Raw genomic sequence first — 19,393 nt, forward strand, 5'->3', positions numbered from 1 at the left:
CGTCTCTAACCCTTTCTACACTTCCTAGTTTCGCCTATCTTTTTGAAGTTCTGATTTCAATAAAGATAGGCGTCAATTCTGCTACATATCTATATGATATAACTTTTTAATCCTTTTACCTTTTTTTCAACTTGTTTAATCTAAATTCAAGCTGAACAAACATCGTAAGACACTAGACGGTAAAGTGATTGATATACTACGTTTAGTTCTGTCATTAAATGAAGGAATATCGCATGAGCAAGATCTACGAAGACAACACCCTAACGATTGGTAACACACCTCTAGTCCGCCTTAACAAAGTAAGCAAAGGTAACGTCCTAGCTAAGATCGAAGCTCGTAACCCAAGCTTCAGTGTTAAATGTCGTATCGGTTCAAACATGATCTGGGAAGCAGAAAAAGCGGGTACGCTTAAGCCAGGTATCGAGCTTGTTGAACCTACCAGTGGTAACACAGGTGTTGCACTTGCATTCGTAGCAGCAGCACGCGGTTACAAACTAACGCTAACTATGCCTGAATCAATGAGCCTAGAACGTCGTAAGCTGCTTAAAGCGCTTGGCGCAAACCTAGTGCTGACTGAAGCACCAAAAGGTATGAACGGTGCGATTGCTAAAGCAGAAGAGATTGTTGCTTCAGACCCAGACAAGTACCTACTACTTCAACAGTTCAACAACCCAGCCAACCCACAAATTCACGAGCAAACGACTGGTCCTGAAATTTGGGAAGCAACAGACGGCGAAATCGACGTGTTTGTAGCGGGTGTTGGTACGGGCGGTACTATCACAGGTACAAGTCGTTACATTAAAGGTGAAAAAGGCAAAGCGATCACTTCAGTAGCGGTTGAACCAGCAGAGTCTCCAGTGATTGCACAGGCACTTGCAGGTGAAGAAATCAAACCAGCTCCACACAAAATTCAAGGTATCGGTGCAGGTTTCATCCCTGGAAACCTAGATTTAGAGATTATTGACCGTGTTGAATCGGTAACTTCTGAAGAAGCGATTGAGATGGCTCAACGCCTAATGAAAGAAGAAGGTATTCTTGCAGGCATCTCATCTGGCGCGGCAGTTGTAGCAGCAAACAGAATCGCCGAACTACCTGAATTTGCAGGAAAAACTATCGTTACTGTACTACCAAGCTCTGGTGAGCGTTACCTAAGCACAGCCCTATTTGCTGGCATCTTTACGGAAAAAGAGAACCAACAATAATATGTGGTCAAATCAATTTTTCGTCCAAAAAAGCCCCGTTTAGGGGCTTTTTTGTTGATCCCTGCCCCACCTTTGGTAATATCGGGTCTGTTTTATTTTTCGCTTCAAAATAAAAGAAGCAATAAACAAATTCTGAAAGTCATGAGTACTCAGCAAAAGACGACCATGGCTGGATAAAAATTTATAACCAGTCTAAGTTCTAACACGAACATGGCGTACTAGCCTCTAGCGCATTTGGGCTAAAGCAGTTAAGCTAATCTGGTTACAAACTTACAAAAAATAAATTAATTGGGGTATATAAAATGTACGAGAAGCAAGTAGAAATCACAGCAGAAAACGGTCTTCACACTCGTCCAGCTGCACAGTTCGTTAAAGAAGCAAAATCTTTCGACGCTGACATCACAGTGACTTCTAACGGCAAAAGCGCTAGCGCGAAAAGCCTGTTCAAACTACAAACTTTAGGCCTAGTAAAAGGTACTAACGTTACTATTTCAGCTGAAGGTCCTCAAGCTCAGCAAGCAGTAGACCACCTAGTTGCTCTTATGGATCAACTACACTAATACGGTCTCCTTCTTTCAAAGCCATTTTGCATAGCAAAGTGGCTTTGTTCGAAATAGATAGGAATAAGCGCGACATTAGTCGACGACTTAAAGTCACACACTCTCCCGTTTACAGTTGAACAACTAAGGTAAGGCTATGATTTCAGGCATCCTAGCATCTCCTGGTATTGCTTTCGGTAAAGCACTACTACTTCAAGAAGATGAAATTGTCCTAAACACTCAATCTATCTCTGACGACCAAGTTGAAGCAGAAGTACAGCGTTTCTTTGACGCTCGTAACAAATCTTCTCAACAACTTGAAGTTGTTAAGCAAAAAGCACTTGAAACTTTTGGCGAAGAAAAAGAAGCAATCTTTGAAGGCCACATCATGCTGCTTGAAGATGAAGAGCTAGAAGAAGAGATTTTAGCACTCATCAAGAAAGACAAGATGCACGCAGACAACGCGATCCACACTGTGATCGAAGAGCAAGCTGTTGCACTAGAGTCTCTTGATGATGAGTACCTAAAAGAACGTGCAACTGATATCCGTGATATCGGTACTCGTTTCGTTAAAAATGCTCTAGGCATTAACATTGTATCTCTAGCAGATATCAATGAAGAAGTTATCCTAGTAGCTTACGACCTAACGCCATCTGAAACTGCACAAATCAACCTAGACTACGTTCTTGGTTTCGCTTGTGACATCGGCGGTCGTACATCTCATACTTCAATCATGGCACGTTCTCTTGAACTTCCAGCTATCGTTGGTACTAACGATATCACTAAGCAAGTTAAGAACGGCGACATGCTTGTGCTAGACGCGATGAACAACAAGATCATCATCAACCCTTCAGATGCTGAATTAGCAGAAGCTAAGAAAATCAAAGAAGATTTCGAAGCAGAAGCAGTTGAACTAGCAAAACTAAAAGATTTACATGCTGAAACTCTAGACGGTCACCGTGTAGAAGTTTGTGGCAACATCGGTACAGTAAAAGACTGTGACGGTATCCTGCGTAACGGCGGTGAAGGCGTTGGTCTGTACCGTACTGAATTCCTATTTATGGACCGTGACGCGCTTCCTACTGAAGAAGAGCAATACGTTGCTTACAAAGAAGTAGCAGAAGCAATGGAAGGCGAGTCAGTGATTATCCGTACTATGGATATCGGTGGCGACAAAGACCTACCATACATGGACCTTCCACAAGAGATGAACCCGTTCCTAGGCTGGCGTGCAGTGCGTATCAGCTTGGATCGTCGTGAAATCCTACGTGACCAACTACGTGGCATCCTACGTGCATCTGCACACGGTAAACTACGTATCATGTTCCCAATGATCATTTCTGTTGAAGAGATCCGTGAACTGAAAAAAGCAATCGAAGAGTACAAAGTTGAACTTCGCGCTGAAGGCCTAGCTTTCGATGAAGAAATCGAAATCGGCGTAATGGTTGAGACTCCAGCAGCTGCTGCAATCGCACACCACCTAGCGAAAGAAGTATCTTTCTTCTCTATCGGTACTAACGACCTAACGCAATACACTCTTGCGGTAGACCGTGGTAACGAAATGATTTCTCACCTATACAACCCACTATCTCCTGCTGTTCTTACAGTAATCAAGCAAGTGATCGACGCATCACACGCTGAAGGTAAGTGGACTGGTATGTGTGGTGAGCTTGCTGGTGATGAGCGTGCAACGCTACTTCTTCTTGGTATGGGTCTAGATGAGTTCTCTATGAGCGGTATCTCTATCCCTAAAGTTAAGAAAGTAATCCGTAACTCTAACTTCGCTGAAGTTAAAGCTATGGCTGACGAAGCACTATCTCTACCAACAGCTGCTGAAATTGAAGCTTGCGTAGAAAAGTTCATCGCTGAGAAAACTCAGTAATCGCCAATCGCTTAATAACGTTAGACGGCTAAAAATAGTCGTCTAATTTGTTAGATTGGTATAGTATATTCTACAGAATAAAACTAAACGTTAGGAGCATGACACAATGGGTCTGTTTGACAAACTGAAAAAGCTTGTATCTGATGACAGCGCTGATGCTGGTGCAATCGAAATCATCGCACCTCTTTCTGGTGAAATCGTAAACATCGAAGATGTGCCAGATGTAGTTTTCGCTGAAAAAATCGTTGGTGACGGCATCGCGATCAAACCAGCTGGCGACAAAATGGTAGCTCCAGTTAACGGTACTATCGGTAAGATCTTCGAAACTAACCACGCATTCTCTATCGAGTCTGACGACGGTGTTGAGCTTTTCGTTCACTTCGGTATCGATACTGTTGAACTTAAAGGCGAAGGCTTCACTCGTGTAGCTGAAGAAGGTCAATCTGTTAAAGCTGGTGACACTATCATCACTTTCGACCTAGCGCTTCTAGAAGAGAAAGCAAAATCTACGCTTACTCCAGTTGTTATCTCTAACATGGACGAAATCAAAGAGCTGAACAAGCTTTCTGGTTCTGTAACTGTTGGCGAAACTCCAGTTCTTAAAGTAACTAAGTAATCTCGATTACTTATCTGCTTTAATTAAAACGCTACCTAAGGGTGGCGTTTTTTGTGCCTGCTATATAGTTCTAATGCCAGATTACCAGCCGCTTTGGCCTTATACCTAACAACTACAAATCCCCTTCTTCTTTGGGCCTCTCACGAACAGAGATCCCTGACATCTCGCTCGGTTCGATTCTGGGATGACGATTAAACACTATGGTTTAAGCCTGAGTGATTGTTACTCAAACCGACCTCTTCTATACAGTTAGCTATAGAGTCACCAATACCCAACTCCCGTCATTCCCTACAGTGAGGCACGAACGTGATAGGGAATCTCGCTTTCCAATCAACTACCAACACCACAACTCCCCTCTCTTCTCCAAATTTCAGGCAATAAAAAACCCAACCGAAGCTGGGTCTGTTTAGCGCTCATCTCTCACCACGAGCTAATTTGTGGAAGCCTAACGTCAACACTATCGGTCAACGTGGCTTTTCAATCGATTAACCTAGTAGGCTAAGTGCCGAGTTCGGTGCTTGCTTCGCTTGAGCAAGAATCGAGCTTGAAGCTTGAGAAAGGATCTGAGACTTAGTCATCTGAGTCGTTTCTTTCGCGAAGTCGGTATCTTTAATACGGCTCTTAGATGCGTTAACGTTCTCGTTAATGTTGTCTAAGTTGCTGATAGCGTGATCGAAACGGTTTTGGAAAGCACCTAGCTCAGCACGGTGACTGTCTACATACTTAAGGGCCGCATCGATTACTGCTACAGACTCTTGTGCGCCGCCAACTGATGTTACATCGATAGTGTCAACCGTTACGTCTTTACCTGCTTGAATACCTAACTCACCAGCAAGACCACCAGAGAAAGACACATCGCCGCTCACTTTGTTGTTGCCAGTGAACATTTGTAGCTTGCCGTCTTCAGTTACAGATGCTTTAACAGAATCTTGTTGACCGTTGATGTACGTTGCTAGCTCTTCAATGTCGTCACCCGCTTTTGCGCTGATGTCGATTTCTTGTGCTTGACCGAAGTTATCAGTGAACGACATTTTTAGGTCGTTAGAGCCTGATTGAACGTTCCAATCTTTATCTTTCGCGTTCTCAGTTTGGTAGCTCTTACCACCCATCTGAGCGTTATCAGAGCGCATGTCTTTCAGTTGAAGCATTACCGCTTCACCGTTGTCCGCACCGATTTGGAATGACTGAGTTCCGTAAGTGCCATTAATGAGTTTGTTACCACCGAAAGATGTGGTTTCTGCGATACGGTTAAGTTCATTGTTAAGCGCAGTTACTTCTTCTTGAATCGCTACACGCTCAGATTTTGAGTTTGAGCCGTTTGAAGACTGTAGAGACAAATCACGCATACGTTGCAGGATGTTCGTTGTCTCGTTCATTGCACCTTCAGCAGTTTGTGCAATAGAGATACCGTCGTTCGCGTTACGTACAGCAACATCAAGACCACGGCTCTGAACGTTCAAACGGTTCGAGATTTGTAGGCCCGCAGCGTCATCTTTTGCGCTGTTGATTTTAGAGCCAGAAGCTAGACGCTCCATTGATGTTTGTTGTGCGCTGTTTGCGTTGTTTAGGTAACGTTGCGCAGTCATCGCTGAAACGTTTGTATTTACATTCACTGCCATGGTGATTTCTCCAATTGATTTTCCGGTATTGCGGTTTCCGACGTCTCGGAAAACCAAGTAGTTCTCTCAAAGTTACTTTTAATAACGGCGTAATTGACGAAACCTTTAGGAAAAAAACAATAAAATTAAAGAAATAGCGATAAAGGAGAAGAAAGCGTGACTGGTAATAAATTTATCAAAAAAAGATAAGAAAAACGCTAAAGTTGTCGAGAAATCCGTCGAGCGAGGTTTTGTGTTTTTATTAACCAAAGAAGCCAAATAAACTGAAATGGTGTTATGAGATTTAAAGTAATTGATTAACCTAACAAGGTTAAGGCAAGGTTAGGTGCTTGCTTCGCTTGAGCCAGAATAGTGGTGCTAACTTGCTGCAGAATTTGCTGCTTTAGCATCTGAGTCGTTTCCTTGGCGTAATCGGTATCTTTGATTCGACTGTTTGAGGTCGCCAAGTTTTCATGAACATTTTCAAGGTTGTTAATGGCGTGGTCGAAGCGGTTTTGCATTGCGCCTAATTCAGAGCGATGGCTATCCACGTACTTCATCGCGGTATCTAAAATAGAAACAGCACGCTGCGCACCACCCACATCCGTCACATTGATGTCATTCACCGACTCATAGTAACCCGCTGACATCGACAGTTCACTCGCGAGTGAACCAGAGAAAGAGATAGTGCCAGAGGTATCTTCACCAGACATGTAGATTTGAAGCTGCCCATCATCATTAACCGAAGCTGAGACCAGATCCGTTTGACCATTGATGTAGGTCGCCAACTCTTCAATGTCATCGCCGACTTTCGCATTAATGATGATCTCTTGAGGCTGGCCAAAACGATCGGTAAACGACATCGTCATATCATTCTGGTTTGATTTCACTGCCCATGAATCACTGGCCATGCCATTAGCAACGTAGCTAAAGCCTCCCATGTTGATGTCATCAGTACGCATACTTTTCAAACCAATCTGCACGGCTTCGCCTGAACTGCCACCAATCTGAAATGACGTACTACCAAAATTACCATTGAGAAGTTTTTTGCCACCAAAAGAAGTGGTCTCTGCAATACGATTCAGCTCATCGTTTAAGGCGGTAATCTCTTCTTGAATCGCCGTTCTTTCCGACTGGCTATTTGAACCGTTGCTTGCTTGTAGAGACAAGTCGCGCATGCGCTGCATGATATTGGTGGTTTCATTCATCGCACCTTCAGCGGTTTGCATGATAGATATACCATCATTCGCATTACGCACAGCGACATCAATACCACTCATCTGCGCTTCCAAGCGGTTGGAGATTTGTAGGCCAGCAGCGTCGTCTTTAGCGCTGTTAATACGACTCCCTGAAGCCAAGCGCTCCAAAGATTGGTTCAGCATGTTATTGGCATTAGAGAGGTTTCTCTGGGCCACCAGCGCTGAGACATTGGTATTAACAGTTATAGCCATAGACCTTCGCTTACAAAAAGAGGAATAAAACCCACGATTGCTCTTATATCGACCAATTCATATAAAGCTTTAATAAAAAAGGAGCCCTGAGGCTCCCTTTGTTTATTCTTTTTGAGACGACTTACTTAATCGTTAATGCACTCAACATCTCAGTTGAAGGAGCAAAGTAATACGCGCCAGTCACCGCTTTAGTAAAGCGAAGCAGTTGGTCTGTTTTACCATCAGTTACGCCGTACATGCTCTCTAGCATCGCGTCGAAGTTATGGCGCACGTTACAGTAAGCAATAAACAGTAGGCCGTGATCACCCGTTGCTGTGCCGTAAGGTAAGCTGTGACGAACGATCTTAAGGCCTTTGCCTTCTTCTTTAATATCTACACGACCAACGTGAGACGCTGCTGGAACATCATCGAGCTCGATTGAATCAGGCTTAGTACGACCAACCACTTTTTCCTGCGCCGATACATTCAATCGGTTCCAAGCTGGAAGGTTATGAACAAAGCGCTGCACCATCACGTAGCTACCACCCGCAAATTCACCTTCAGGAACAATCGCGACTTCAGCGCGCTGTGCGTCTTTCGGGTTTTCAGTACCATCAACGAAGTCCGTCATGTCACGAGAGTCTAGGAAGCGATAACCGTAAGTTTCATCAACCACTTCAACATCAGCTGCTACTTCAGATAGCAATTTACGCAAGATAAAGAAGTGCAGATCATGTCGGTTTGAATGACAGTGAATCAGAACGTCAGACAGTGTGCTCGGTGCTGTGATATCACCTTCACCCAGCACAGGGAAGTCGATCAAATCAGCGGGCGCTGCTTGCTCGAACCTATCCCAAAAAGCTTTTGAGAACGCAACCGATGCCGTTAAGTTCGCATCAGGCTGAGTTTGGTTTAGTTCGTCGATTAGAGTCGGAAGCTTTTGAATTTCTGCTAGTACATTAGCAGTATTAGCGTTCACTTTAAGTTGAACGTAAAGCGCGAAAGGCCCAGCTTCAGGCAAAATAGCACTTTGAACGTTAGGCTGCTCATTTGAAACATTAAGCATAGATTATTCCTTCCAGTTTTAGCTTCTAAGTATAATTGTGAATGGGACAAATGTTTTGATGAGAATCAGTCTTCGAGCTCAACCACTTTAAAGCAATCCCTTGCAGCATGGCTATTGGTTAGATAAAGCGCTAACCACAGCAGCAACAATAGGGTGATGCCATTTGACCAACGGAACCATCCGTTATCCAAATAGATTAAATAAATCGTATGGGAGCCCTGTGCCAAGATAGCCATCATGGTAACCCAACGTCCCCATGACACGACTTTGTTAAGGCGCTTTCTATCTGGCGATCTTAGCCCAAATAACCACATCAGCAGCAAACTAGGCACACTCAACGCGATCCCGACATAAAACATCTGATGGTCTGGGTAGATTATCTCAAGAATATCGGTTCCCGATTCTCGGCTTGCGCCTGCAACAATGAAAACGACCAAGGCTTTCGCAAGAAACAACCAACCTAGCCAGAGCAAGATTGGAGCTTTCAAAAAGCCGTGCTTGTCGTATTGTTCTATGGAGTACCGCACAAATCTCACTTTCACTTATTTTCAAACCAACACTTTAACGCAAATCATTCATACTTAACTAGCTTTGCGTTATCTTAGTAGCCAATCCGTTTTAATTGTCGAACTCAGTATGAAAAACAAAACTAATACGCCCTCTGTTGAATCTCAACAGGAAGCACTGAAGATAGCCAAAGCGACTCAAAAGCCAGCTCAAACCAAAGAACAAACTAAACTGATTGCTCAGGGTATCGAGAAAGGCATCGCACTGTACAAGAAACAGCAAAAAGAACGCAGCCGCCAAGCCGATAAAGCGAAGAAGCGCGTACAGAAAGAAAAACAGACTCAACAAGCTAATCAACACCAAGAAGACACGATCGAAACAAGTGTTGAAACACCATCAAATCACGCCACTAAACTGCCGTGGTTACTACTGTTCGCAAGCTGGGTAGGCTTCGCGATTTATTTGATGCAATAGCAGGGTAAACGTATGAAAAAGGAATTAGTCGCTTTGGCTATGAGTGGCATGTTACTCGGGTGTACCAAACCCACATCAACGCCTCATAGTAAAGCGGACAAGGTACAAATGGATTACCACGGCCTGATTAACATCGAGCAGTGTGAGTATAAAGGGGAAATCACTGGCAGCGAAGGTCATTGGTACAGCTACTTGTTCTTTCCCAATGACGCCCTGATTCAAGGTGCGATGAATGAGCTTAAATCGAATGCCATTGAGCTAGGCGCAGACACCGTCATCTTTACCCTACCCCAAGATTTCAGCACTTCCGTGACTATGCTTGGTACCGCCTACCTGTGCGAGTAAGCAACTAAAGCGGCATATCGATATGCTTTGATTTTATGACACCCAAAAGAAAGCCAGCTTTCGCTGGCTTATGCACTAAATCCAAGGCTTGTTGCTATATCGCCTTTACGCTGGATAACCCATTGACTGTCAAATGGCCCCCAGTCGGATAACTGGTAATAGCCATCATTATGACGTCGCCCATCTTGAACAAACATAAGTTCGATACCGATCCCCGGTAACGCCTTGAGTACATCTTGAATAGTACGACGAGGCCACCCCGTTTTTTCGATGAGTTTAGGCACATTTGGCCTATCAAGGCTTTCCACTAACAATGCTAAATATAGCCGCCTTGCAAAAACAGGACTCAACTCCATTGACACCTCCTATATATGTGCAGCTCAATTATTTCTTTTTTCGCTGACAACATGTTGAGGCTGATCAATAAGTCTCCAATAGTGACATTTTCTTACGCTTTTTTTTCACTCTATGAAATATTCATCACTCTATTTTGTCTGAGTTGCTGCTTCCTGATAGGATTCAACTCATAACAATGAAATAAAATCACTCAAAGGAAGAATAATGACTATCACCATGTTTGGTATCCCAAATTGCGACACCATTAAAAAAGCAAAGAAATGGCTCGAAGCTGAAGGTATCGAGTTCGAATTTCACGATTATCGCAAACAAGGCATCACAGAAGAGCTAGTAACAAGCTTCTGCTCTGAGCTAGGTTGGGAGCTTGTGCTAAACAAACGTGGTACGACTTATCGCCAACTTTCTCAAGAACAGAAAGACACCCTAACAGAAGAAAAAGCGGTGACTTTGCTTGTTGAACAACCTGCAATGATCAAGCGCCCAATCTTAAAAGTTGAGGGTAAGCTTCACATCGGATTTAAAGCCGACCAATACGCGGCTATTTTTGCTTAGATCGTTGTATTTACATAGACAGACAACCGGACGTTGATCAGTGAATCAGCGCCTAAAAATTAATGACTAGACGTTTTATTTAAACAAGGAATTCAAGGATGACAGATAGCCCAACTTTGGCTCTGGCAAAAGACCTAATCAGCCGTCAATCGGTAACACCAGAAGATGCAGGCTGCCAAGACCTGATGATTGAACGCTTAAAAGCACTCGGTTTTGAAATCGAAGTGATGGTATTTGAAGATACGACCAACTTCTGGGCTCGTCGTGGTACTGAAGCGCCTCTGTTTGCTTTTGCTGGTCACACTGATGTGGTACCTGCAGGCCCAATCGAACAGTGGAACACTAAGCCATTCGAACCGACTATCGTAGACGGTTTCCTACATGGCCGTGGCGCTGCTGATATGAAAGGCTCTCTGGCTTCAATGATTGTTGCCGTCGAGCAGTTCATTGCCAAACACCCAGACCACACAGGCTCAATTGGTTTCCTGATCACTTCAGATGAGGAAGGTCCTTTCATCAACGGTACTGTACGTGTTGTTGAAGCATTAATGGCGCGCGGTGAAAACATCGATATGTGTATCGTTGGTGAACCATCGAGCACTGAGTTCGTGGGTGATGTCGTGAAGAACGGCCGTCGTGGCTCTATCACTGGCGACCTAACGATTAAAGGCACACAAGGTCATGTTGCCTACCCTCACCTAGCAAACAACCCAGTACACAGCTCTCTGCTTGCTATTAATGAGCTAGCAACAACTGAGTGGGATAAAGGTAATGATTACTTCCCGCCAACCAGTTTCCAAATTCCAAATGTGAGTGCGGGTACTGGTGCTTCAAACGTGATCCCTGGTGAGTTTAATGTGCAGTTTAACCTACGCTTTAGTACAGAGTTAAGCAACGACATCATCGTTGAGCGCATCACAACGACACTCGACAAGTATGATTTCGAATACGACCTAAGATGGACATTCAATGGCGACCCGTTCTTAACAGACGCAGGTTCACTGCTTGATGCTATTGTTGATGCAGTGGGTCACGTCAATGATGTGAAACCAGCACTGCTAACGACTGGCGGTACATCTGATGGTCGCTTTATTGCACGTATGGGCGGACAAGTGGTTGAACTAGGCCCTGTGAATGCAACGATTCACAAGGTTAACGAATGCGTGAAGGTAGCCGATTTAGAAAAGCTAACTGACATGTACGAAAGAACATTAGTGAACCTATTCGCTAAATAGTCTTTCATCAGCGATTCATAGCATCCAATTATTGAGAGACTCGTTATGACACCAGAGCAGCTTACCGGACAATCAGATTCTCATCTAGAGCCTAGCCTGATCGGCACCAAGACCTTCTTGGTCCACAGTGAGGTTAAGAATGACCTGAATAATTTGATTGAAGCTGCTCAGCTCGCTGGTTTTAAAATGGAGATTGCCAGTGGCTTTCGCGACTATGAAAGGCAATCTCTGATTTGGAACCGTAAGTTTTCTGGCGAAGCTCCGATATTAGATTCAGAAAGCCAACCTCTTGATGCTTCAAAACTGACCGAACAACAAAAGCTATCGGCTATCCTGAGATGGTCTGCGCTTCCCGGCGCGAGTCGTCATCATTGGGGTTGTGACTTCGATGTCTTTGCTCGTAACCACTTACCTGAAGGCATACATCTGCAATTAGAACCATGGGAATACCTTACTGGCCACCAGCAATCGTTTTACCAATGGCTATCAGTTCATGCTGCACAATTTGGTTTCTTCTTTCCTTACAGCCAAGATTTGGGTGGTGTGGCGATCGAACCATGGCATATCAGCCATCGCAAAGTATCGGAGTCGTGTTTATCACAGTTATCTCCGACTTTACTTGGCAAGCAACTCCAATCTAAGCCAGTATTAGGGTATGAGATTATTATGGAGCAGCTAGACGAGATCTATGCACGCTTCGTAGCGAATATCAGTCATTAGGAGCGCTTATGTTGGAGTGGCTTACAAACCCTTGGGTTATCATCATCATCGCAGTTAGCGTTGTTGTGGGTAACATCGCAGCGCTCAAACAGACAGCCAATATGGATCTGACGGGGCGTGGTAAAACTGAGCGAGATTTAGATAAGCTCAATCGCTTGAATAAACTTAACCAAGAGAAAGCTGAAAAAGAAGAATCCAAAGACAATAAAGACGCATAGCCTTTTGCTTTGGCTAATCAGCTTGATTGACCAATTTTGATTGACCAATGTAGCCTGATGACAACGAATACAATAAAAAAGAGGACACAGTGTGTCCTCTTTTTTATTTGCTTTTGCTAATCACAAGGCTGATTTAACTCAGCTTGTGACGGCTTGAATGACTACTCAGCTTTCGCTTCTTTGTCATCTTTGGTTTGGTCAGCAATATGCGCTAATACCGGAACCATAGACTTAAGCAGCTCTTCTTCTACTGGCTTACCTGATGCATCCGTTACGTTGATTGACGTACGGTTGCCAAGGTCACCAAATAGGAAGTTGTAAGTGCCTGGCGCTAAGTCGATAGGCTGTAGGCCAATTTCTTCCCAGAACTCATCATCTGGTGCTGCGTACTTCGCCTTCACCGTACCCTGAGATTGATTGCGTTCTTCAAGCTCAAAGCCCATTTCAGGCAACAAGTTAGGCAGACGCTGCCAGAATACATTGTATGGCGTACGAGCAATAATCACAGGGAAACCACTACGGTCAGCACCCATTGAAATTGGAATACGCTTCACCAACTCTTGCGCTTTCAGCGCCGCTTCAGCACGAAGGTTTTCATCGTACTTAGCCATAACTAGGTTGGTCAGGAACGCGTTGTAACGCTCTTTATTGGTTGCCGTTACTGTTTTCTCTTCAGTACCTTCACGCCAATCAATCAGATTAATCTTGAAGCCATGACGGTTGTTTGCTTGGAAGCGAGAGATAGAGTAACGACTACCAATCTCTACGTCTTCATCTTCAGAAACCCAAGTTACCCAATCGGTCTCAATCTCATTCTCTGATTGCTCACGAATACCAATACCACGTTGAGCCAGCATATCTACAGCCGTTTGCCACACGCGGTCTGCCTCTTCTGCGCGAAGAAGCCATAGTGTCACTTCACCGTTTTGACGCTCAGCACGAGCACCCGGGATCAGTTCAAGAACCTGTTGCGGTGGACGAATATCCACTTCACGACCAGTACCACCACTGAATTCACCGCTTGGGATGTCAAAATTTGGGTAGAACTGAGGCTGAGCATCTACAGGCAATTGCCATTGTGAAAACTCAGGTGTTTCTAAGTATTCGAAATCATCTTTGGCTTGGCGACGTTGAGTCGGGTTGCCAGAACATGCTGTAAGAACGAAAACAGCCAGTGACCCAATCACTAGCTGGTGAGAATACTTCATTTATACTCCTAAATGCCGAAGGTTCGCTTCGGCATCACTTCATACGTTTTAGTAAATGCACGCTTCAGTCATTGCTTGAGCAACAACAGGTTGAGCTGGCTCTGACAGTTCAGTCAGCGGTAGACGTAAGCCACCTTCAGCAATCAGACCCATTTTATGAACCGCCCATTTTACGGGAATAGGGTTAGACTCAACGAACAAATTCTTATGTAGAGGCATCAAACGCTCATTGATCGCTTCCGCTTCTTCAAACTTACCTTCTTTTGCTAGCTTGAACATGGTTGCCATATCAGCGGCTGCAACATTGTTCGTTACAGAGATCACGCCATCGCCACCACGCTTAACAAATTCTAGGCCTGTTAAGTCATCACCACTTAGTAAGATAAAGTCTTCGCCACAAAGTTCACGGTGAATTGCAATTCTGTCGAGATCACCCGTCGCATCTTTCAGTGCAACGATGTTTTCGATCTCAGCAAGACGAGCAACCGTTTCTGGCAACAAGTCTACCGCAGTACGACCTGGAACATTGTATAGAATTTGTGGAACGTCACTGACTTCAGCAATCGCTTTGTAGTGTTGGTACAAACCTTCTTGAGTCGGTTTGTTGTAGTAAGGCGTTACGCTCAGGCAACCAGCAATACCAGAACCATTCAACAAACGGCTGAATAGAACAGATTCATGAGTTGCATTTGCACCTGTACCAGCGATAACGGGAATACGACCATCAGCAAATTCAACGATCTTGTTGACGACTTTGACATGCTCTTCAATAGTGAGTGTTGAAGACTCACCTGTTGTGCCAACCGCAACCAGACCATCACTACCTGCAGCAATATGGTGCTCAACTAACTTTTTAAGGCTGTCGAAATCCACTTCACCATCTGTATTAAATGGCGTAACTAGCGCAACGATACTTCCTGAAAACATGTCTATCTCCCTTAATTTATTCTTTTTGCATGTTACTGTAAGCCAATCAATAAACACAAGACATTAAAGTGGCTTACCGGCAACATCTGCATTAAATATTGTCGTATGTTTGAGGTAAAACGACTTCTAACGGCGTTCTACCTAGAATTTGGGTAACCTGCACTCAATCTAGCGGATAGCACATCACTGGATGTCAGTAACAAGTAAGCTGTGCTCTCATCGCTCTATCTCATTTTTTAACGCGCTCGATATTCTTATCATTGGTTGCATGTTCGAAGCAAGGTCGCACATAAAAAGCCCCGCACGCACGCTTATTCCACGAGCTAACTGTGCTAACATGCATGAATCAATGGAATATAAAGAGACGTGATTTTATGACTCAACATCTAGTAATCACAGCTGTGGGCACTGATCGCCCAGGTGTATGCAACCAAGTGGTTCATTTAGTCACCCAATCAGGCTGTAACATTATTGATAGCCGTATCGCCCTGTTTGGCGAAGAATTTACGCTTATCATGCTGCTGTCTGGAAAGGCAAACAACATTACCCGCGTTGAAACCACCTTGCCCTTGCTTGGACAAGAGCACGACTTGATTACGATTATGAAGCGAACCTCAACTCATGATGTTATTGAGAACTCTTACACAGTAGAGGTGTTCGTTGAGTCAGACGATAAAATCGGACTTACTGAGCAGTTTACCCAGTTCTTCGCAGACCGAAACATCGGCCTCGATTCGTTAAGTGCACGAACCATCAATAAATCTAAGGTTCAACTCGACAACGACCAATTCCATATCTCTATTACCGCTTCTGTGCAATCAGAATGTAACTTGATGCAGCTACAAGAAGAATTCGATTCGCTGTGTCAGAGCCTATCAGTCCAAGGCTCGCTCAACTTTATCAAAAACAGTCTTTAAAAAGGAAATGTCATGAATACGCTAACGGCTGGTGTTCCAGCACCTGCTTTTTCTCTTCCAGATCAAGATGGCAATATCGTATCTCTTGGTGACTTCAAAGGTAAAAAAGTACTTTTCTATTTTTACCCTAAAGCAATGACTCCAGGTTGTATTGTGCAAGCGGAAGGCCTGCGTGATATCAAAACACAGCTTGATGACCTAAACGTGGTTGTTCTAGGTGTGAGTGTTGACCCAGTAAAACGCCTACCAAACTTCGTTGAAAAGAAATCTCTAAACTTCACCCTGCTATCTGATGAAGACCATAGCGTTGCTGAACAGTTTGGCGTTTGGGGCGAGAAAAAATTCATGGGTAAAATCTACGACGGTCTGCACCGTATTAGCTTCCTAATTGATGAAGAAGGTCAGATTGAACATGTCTTCAACAAGTTCAAGACTAAGACTCACCACGAAGTGGTTCTAGATTACTTCAATCAAGAAGCTTAAGGGCGATTTGAGTGAGTTAATGACTTAGATTCACCACTCTCTAAGGCAATAGCAACACTCATTAAGCTAATGATTAAGCTAATGATTAAGCTAAGAGCAAAAAGGCCGAACATCATGGATGTTCGGCCTTTTTCTATAACAAGATCAATTACTTTTGATGTTCGAGGTCATCGTCTAATGCGTGACTCGGTAAGGCATTCCAAACTGCCTTAACTAACGTTGCCAACGGAATAGCAAAGAACACGCCCCAGAACCCCCACAGCCCACCAAACACTAACACGGCAACAATAATGGCCACTGGGTGCAGGTTCACCGCTTCAGAGAAAAGAACCGGAACGAGCACGTTACCATCTAGCGCTTGGATAATACCGTAAGCGAGAAGCAACCAGTAAAACTGAGGCTCTAATCCCCACTGGAACAAGCCAACAATCGCTACTGGAACAGTCACAGCCGCCGCGCCGATATAAGGAATCAGTACCGAGAAGCCAACCGCGACAGCCAGCAGAGCTGAATAACGTAAATCTAGAATCGCAAAGGTCACGTAGCTGACACCACCGACGATCAAGATCTCAAGGACCTTGCCGCGAATATAGTTCGAGATTTGTTGGTTCATCTCAACCCAAACCTTGGTCGCTAGACGACGGTTTTTAGGCAACACGCCACTCGCCATGCTGATCATCTCTTCTTTATCTTTTAATAAGAAGAAGATCAGCAGCGGCACAAGAATCAAGTAAACCGCAAGCGTAGCCAAGCTCACAAGAGAAGCCAAAGAACCTTTAACAACACTTTCACCAAAGCCTAATGCTTTGTTTTTCGCGTTAGACACAATCGATTCAACGATCTGCAAGTTTGCTAACTCAGGATAGCGCTCAGGAATCGTCGCGATGAACTTCTGTAAGCCGCCATACATACTTGGAATATCATTGATGAGGTTACCCACTTGCTCCCAAATGGTAGGCACTAAACCAAACAGCGCCAGCAACATCAGGCTAAAGAACATCATGATCACCAACATCACCGAAGGCGTTCTTGGAACACCGAGTCTTTGAAGTTGGGTAACAGGCCACTCAAGCAAATAAGCCAACACAATTGCAACCAAGAGTGGCGCAATTAGGTGACCAAAGAAGTAGATCGTAATAAAGCCGAAGAGAATGATGGCAACCAAACTGACAGCATGGGGATCAGAGAAACGTCGTTTATACCAACGATTGACCATTTCAAGCATCTGACTGCAATTCCTTTTTAGTGACGAGGAGATGATGGTAATTAGAGCAAACCTCAGTGATGACGTCATAGGCTTGCTTAGACAAATAAGTAACAATATCTTTCATCGAACTGTTATCAGACACATAAATTGACAATGACTGCCCTACTTCTAACTTTACACTGTGACGCTTGGCTAATAATAGCGCCATTGGACAGCGCTCTTGGCGTAAATCTAGAATATTAGGTGTCATTCTTGAGCTCGATGCTTATTATAAGGGTCGTATTGTAATCTGTTTTTGAAAACGCGCCATCATTCATTCATCCTCCTTTATGATAGCGCACGCACTTGGCAAAGGTTAAATCAGATAAAGAACCAATTTCCATTGCACTTGTCTTACTGTCAGAAGAAACGGAGTATTACTGACTAATATGTTTAAACGCGCTCGCTCAATTGCTTGCTTATGCATCGCAGCTACATTAAGCACCCCAACTATGGCGAATACCAATAGTTTGGAGCTACCAGATATCGGTACCGCTGCTGGCGGCACACTCACTATCGACCAAGAGCTTATCTATGGTGATGCCTACATGCGCATCATCAGAAGTAGCCAGCCTATCGTAAACGACCCAGTTCTAAATCTATATATTGATACTCTTGGCCATCGTCTGGTCGCGAACGCAAATGATGTAAAGACACCTTTCCAGTTCTTTATGATCCGTGACCGCAACATCAACGCCTTTGCTTTCTTTGGTGGTTATGTTGCTTTGCACTCAGGTCTATTCCTGCATGCACAATCTGAAAGTGAATTAGCTTCTGTATTAGCGCACGAAATCGCGCACGTAACCCAACGTCACTTAGCGCGTAGTATGGAAGACCAAGCGCGCCGCTCTCCAGCAACCATTGCAGCGCTAGCAGCCTCTGTATTACTGGCAATTGCAGCTCCTGAAGCCGGCATTGCAGCCCTAACGGCAACGACTGCGGGTAATATGCAAAGCCAAATCAACTACACCCGTAGTAATGAAAAAGAAGCCGACCGCTTTGGTATCAACACGCTAGCAAAAGCTGGGTTTGATGTGAATGCGATGCCACGTTTCTTTGGCCGTTTAGCTGATGAATATCGCTATGCGAGCACACCACCGCCAATGCTACTGACTCACCCATTACCAGAAGACCGAATTACCGATTCACGTGCTCGTGCTCGTAGTTACCCGCCACTGAAACTGGCTCCCTCTCTGGACTACCACCTAGCAAGAGCCCGCATTGTTGCGCGCTATGCTGGCATTAATAATGATGCTGCTCTTGATTGGTTTGAGCGTCAGCTAAAGAAAGCCCCTAAAGCTTTGGTTCCGTCATTAGAATATGGCCAAGCACTGGTTTACCTAGACTCTAAAAAATTAGACAAAGCAGAGCCCATCCTGAACAAGCTGATTAACAGCGATCCAACCAACCTTTTTTATCTAGATGCTATTTCGGATCTGCACATCGAGAAGAAGCAGCCTGAGATTGCGATTAAAGAACTTAAATCGGCACTGGTTCGTCAACCAAACAACCCGGTTCTGACCATTAACTACGCCAACGCACTGATTGAAAATGAAGATCTTCAAGAAGCGGTTCGCGTATTGCAGCGTTACACGCACGATAACCCGAATGACACCAATGGCTGGCACTTACTTTCAAAAGTAAATACGAGCCTTGGTAATAGCGACGAAGAACTGGCTGCTCGTGCAGAAATTTTGGCACTGCAAGCCAACTGGAACAAAGCGATTCAGTACTACACGCAAGCAAGCCAAATCGCAGAATTAGGAAGCCTAAAACAAGCACGCTACGACGCTCGAATTGATCAGCTAATGATTCAACGAGAGCGCTTCTTGTCGCTACAATAGAGTGTTTACTGGTAACAGCTCGTTACC

22 protein-coding genes are annotated in these 19,393 nt (G+C 44.3%); 13 read left to right on the plus strand and 9 right to left on the minus strand.

The genetic code is table 11. The annotated features are described in order from the left end of the window. Positions 1-233 precede the first annotated feature (233 nt). The 4 genes from cysK to crr all read left to right on the plus strand — a co-directional run bounded on the left by cysK (position 234) and on the right by crr (position 4,239). Positions 234-1,202 (plus strand): cysteine synthase A, encoded by a 969-nt coding sequence (gene cysK / locus AB4133_RS04345; protein ID WP_017061934.1) that lies wholly within the window; start codon positions 234-236, stop codon positions 1,200-1,202. Between the two features lie 302 nt (positions 1,203-1,504). Then, positions 1,505-1,762, plus strand: a complete 258-nt coding sequence (locus AB4133_RS04350; protein ID WP_004734263.1) for an HPr family phosphocarrier protein — start codon at positions 1,505-1,507, stop codon at positions 1,760-1,762. Positions 1,763-1,898: 136 nt separating this feature from the next. Beyond that, positions 1,899-3,623: a phosphoenolpyruvate-protein phosphotransferase PtsI gene (ptsI, locus tag AB4133_RS04355; RefSeq protein ID WP_017061935.1), complete on the plus strand. Its 1,725-nt coding sequence runs from the start codon at positions 1,899-1,901 to the stop codon at positions 3,621-3,623. 106 nt (positions 3,624-3,729) lie between these two features. After that, on the plus strand, positions 3,730-4,239 hold the full coding sequence (gene crr / locus AB4133_RS04360) for a PTS glucose transporter subunit IIA (RefSeq protein ID WP_004737851.1): 510 nt from the start codon (positions 3,730-3,732) through the stop codon (positions 4,237-4,239). 485 nt (positions 4,240-4,724) lie between these two features. Here crr and AB4133_RS04365 read toward each other — a convergent pair whose 3' ends face one another. The 4 genes from AB4133_RS04365 to AB4133_RS04380 all read right to left on the minus strand — a co-directional run bounded on the left by AB4133_RS04365 (position 4,725) and on the right by AB4133_RS04380 (position 8,860). Beyond that, complete coding sequence (locus AB4133_RS04365; protein ID WP_120459687.1) at positions 4,725-5,858, minus strand: flagellin; 1,134 nt, start codon at positions 5,856-5,858, stop codon at positions 4,725-4,727. 296 nt (positions 5,859-6,154) lie between these two features. Beyond that, positions 6,155-7,288 carry a flagellin gene (locus AB4133_RS04370; RefSeq protein ID WP_136973716.1) on the minus strand — a complete coding sequence of 378 codons (1,134 nt, stop codon included), beginning with the start codon at positions 7,286-7,288 and terminating at the stop codon, positions 6,155-6,157. 121 nt (positions 7,289-7,409) lie between these two features. Then, positions 7,410-8,333: a Dyp-type peroxidase gene (locus tag AB4133_RS04375; protein ID WP_372169427.1), complete on the minus strand. Its 924-nt coding sequence runs from the start codon at positions 8,331-8,333 to the stop codon at positions 7,410-7,412. Positions 8,334-8,398: 65 nt separating this feature from the next. Beyond that, on the minus strand, positions 8,399-8,860 hold the full coding sequence (locus tag AB4133_RS04380; RefSeq protein WP_017060696.1) for a DUF2919 domain-containing protein: 462 nt from the start codon (positions 8,858-8,860) through the stop codon (positions 8,399-8,401). Positions 8,861-8,969: 109 nt separating this feature from the next. Between AB4133_RS04380 and AB4133_RS04385 the strand changes: the two genes are divergently transcribed. Together AB4133_RS04385 and AB4133_RS04390 are read left to right on the plus strand one after the other, a co-directional pair. After that, positions 8,970-9,314, plus strand: coding sequence for a DUF2956 domain-containing protein (locus tag AB4133_RS04385; RefSeq protein ID WP_017060697.1), 345 nt, complete (start codon positions 8,970-8,972; stop codon positions 9,312-9,314). 12 nt (positions 9,315-9,326) lie between these two features. After that, complete coding sequence (locus tag AB4133_RS04390; RefSeq protein ID WP_017063387.1) at positions 9,327-9,659, plus strand: DUF4156 domain-containing protein; 333 nt, start codon at positions 9,327-9,329, stop codon at positions 9,657-9,659. A gap of 68 nt (positions 9,660-9,727) precedes the next feature. Here the strand turns inward: AB4133_RS04390 and AB4133_RS04395 are convergent, their stop codons facing one another. Next, positions 9,728-10,015, minus strand: coding sequence for a helix-turn-helix domain-containing protein (locus tag AB4133_RS04395; RefSeq protein ID WP_004734273.1), 288 nt, complete (start codon positions 10,013-10,015; stop codon positions 9,728-9,730). Between the two features lie 205 nt (positions 10,016-10,220). Here AB4133_RS04395 and AB4133_RS04400 point away from each other — a divergent pair, with 205 nt between their 5' ends. The 4 genes from AB4133_RS04400 (at position 10,221) to AB4133_RS04415 (ending at position 12,741) form a co-directional block, all read left to right on the plus strand. Next, entirely contained in the window at positions 10,221-10,568 is a 348-nt protein-coding gene (locus AB4133_RS04400; protein WP_017060699.1) for an ArsC family reductase, read from the plus strand. Positions 10,569-10,666: 98 nt separating this feature from the next. Next, positions 10,667-11,803, plus strand: a complete 1,137-nt coding sequence (gene dapE, locus AB4133_RS04405; protein ID WP_017060700.1) for a succinyl-diaminopimelate desuccinylase — start codon at positions 10,667-10,669, stop codon at positions 11,801-11,803. 45 nt (positions 11,804-11,848) lie between these two features. Next, the gene (locus AB4133_RS04410; protein WP_017063385.1) at positions 11,849-12,523 is read left to right on the plus strand and encodes a M15 family metallopeptidase; all 675 of its coding nucleotides are present in this window, start codon (positions 11,849-11,851) and stop codon (positions 12,521-12,523) included. An 8-nt stretch (positions 12,524-12,531) separates the two neighbouring features. Next, positions 12,532-12,741, plus strand: a complete 210-nt coding sequence (locus tag AB4133_RS04415) for a DUF2897 family protein (protein WP_372224012.1) — start codon at positions 12,532-12,534, stop codon at positions 12,739-12,741. A gap of 161 nt (positions 12,742-12,902) precedes the next feature. On the opposite strand, the gene bamC is transcribed toward AB4133_RS04415, so the two are convergent. Together bamC and dapA are read right to left on the minus strand one after the other, a co-directional pair. After that, positions 12,903-13,949 (minus strand): outer membrane protein assembly factor BamC, encoded by a 1,047-nt coding sequence (gene bamC / locus AB4133_RS04420; protein ID WP_017060703.1) that lies wholly within the window; start codon positions 13,947-13,949, stop codon positions 12,903-12,905. Positions 13,950-13,997: 48 nt separating this feature from the next. Then, on the minus strand, positions 13,998-14,876 hold the full coding sequence (gene dapA / locus AB4133_RS04425; RefSeq protein ID WP_017060704.1) for a 4-hydroxy-tetrahydrodipicolinate synthase: 879 nt from the start codon (positions 14,874-14,876) through the stop codon (positions 13,998-14,000). A 374-nt stretch (positions 14,877-15,250) separates the two neighbouring features. Between dapA and AB4133_RS04430 the strand changes: the two genes are divergently transcribed. Both AB4133_RS04430 and bcp read left to right on the plus strand, forming a co-directional pair. Then, on the plus strand, positions 15,251-15,793 hold the full coding sequence (locus tag AB4133_RS04430; protein WP_017060705.1) for a glycine cleavage system protein R: 543 nt from the start codon (positions 15,251-15,253) through the stop codon (positions 15,791-15,793). A 12-nt stretch (positions 15,794-15,805) separates the two neighbouring features. Beyond that, positions 15,806-16,276, plus strand: a complete 471-nt coding sequence (bcp, locus tag AB4133_RS04435; RefSeq protein ID WP_017060706.1) for a thioredoxin-dependent thiol peroxidase — start codon at positions 15,806-15,808, stop codon at positions 16,274-16,276. A 148-nt stretch (positions 16,277-16,424) separates the two neighbouring features. Here the strand turns inward: bcp and AB4133_RS04440 are convergent, their stop codons facing one another. Together AB4133_RS04440 and AB4133_RS04445 are read right to left on the minus strand one after the other, a co-directional pair. Further along, entirely contained in the window at positions 16,425-17,501 is a 1,077-nt protein-coding gene (locus tag AB4133_RS04440; RefSeq protein WP_372224013.1) for an AI-2E family transporter, read from the minus strand. Continuing rightward, positions 17,494-17,733, minus strand: coding sequence for a sulfurtransferase TusA family protein (locus AB4133_RS04445; protein WP_017060709.1), 240 nt, complete (start codon positions 17,731-17,733; stop codon positions 17,494-17,496). The genes AB4133_RS04440 and AB4133_RS04445 overlap by 8 nt, the downstream gene beginning before the upstream one ends. A 178-nt stretch (positions 17,734-17,911) precedes the next feature. Between AB4133_RS04445 and AB4133_RS04450 the strand changes: the two genes are divergently transcribed. After that, complete coding sequence (locus AB4133_RS04450) at positions 17,912-19,366, plus strand: M48 family metallopeptidase (RefSeq protein ID WP_017060710.1); 1,455 nt, start codon at positions 17,912-17,914, stop codon at positions 19,364-19,366. Positions 19,367-19,393 lie beyond the last annotated feature (27 nt).

The sequence above is a fragment of the Vibrio sp. 10N.286.52.F8 genome, assembly GCF_041468745.1.
Taxonomy (GTDB): domain Bacteria; phylum Pseudomonadota; class Gammaproteobacteria; order Enterobacterales; family Vibrionaceae; genus Vibrio; species Vibrio crassostreae_C.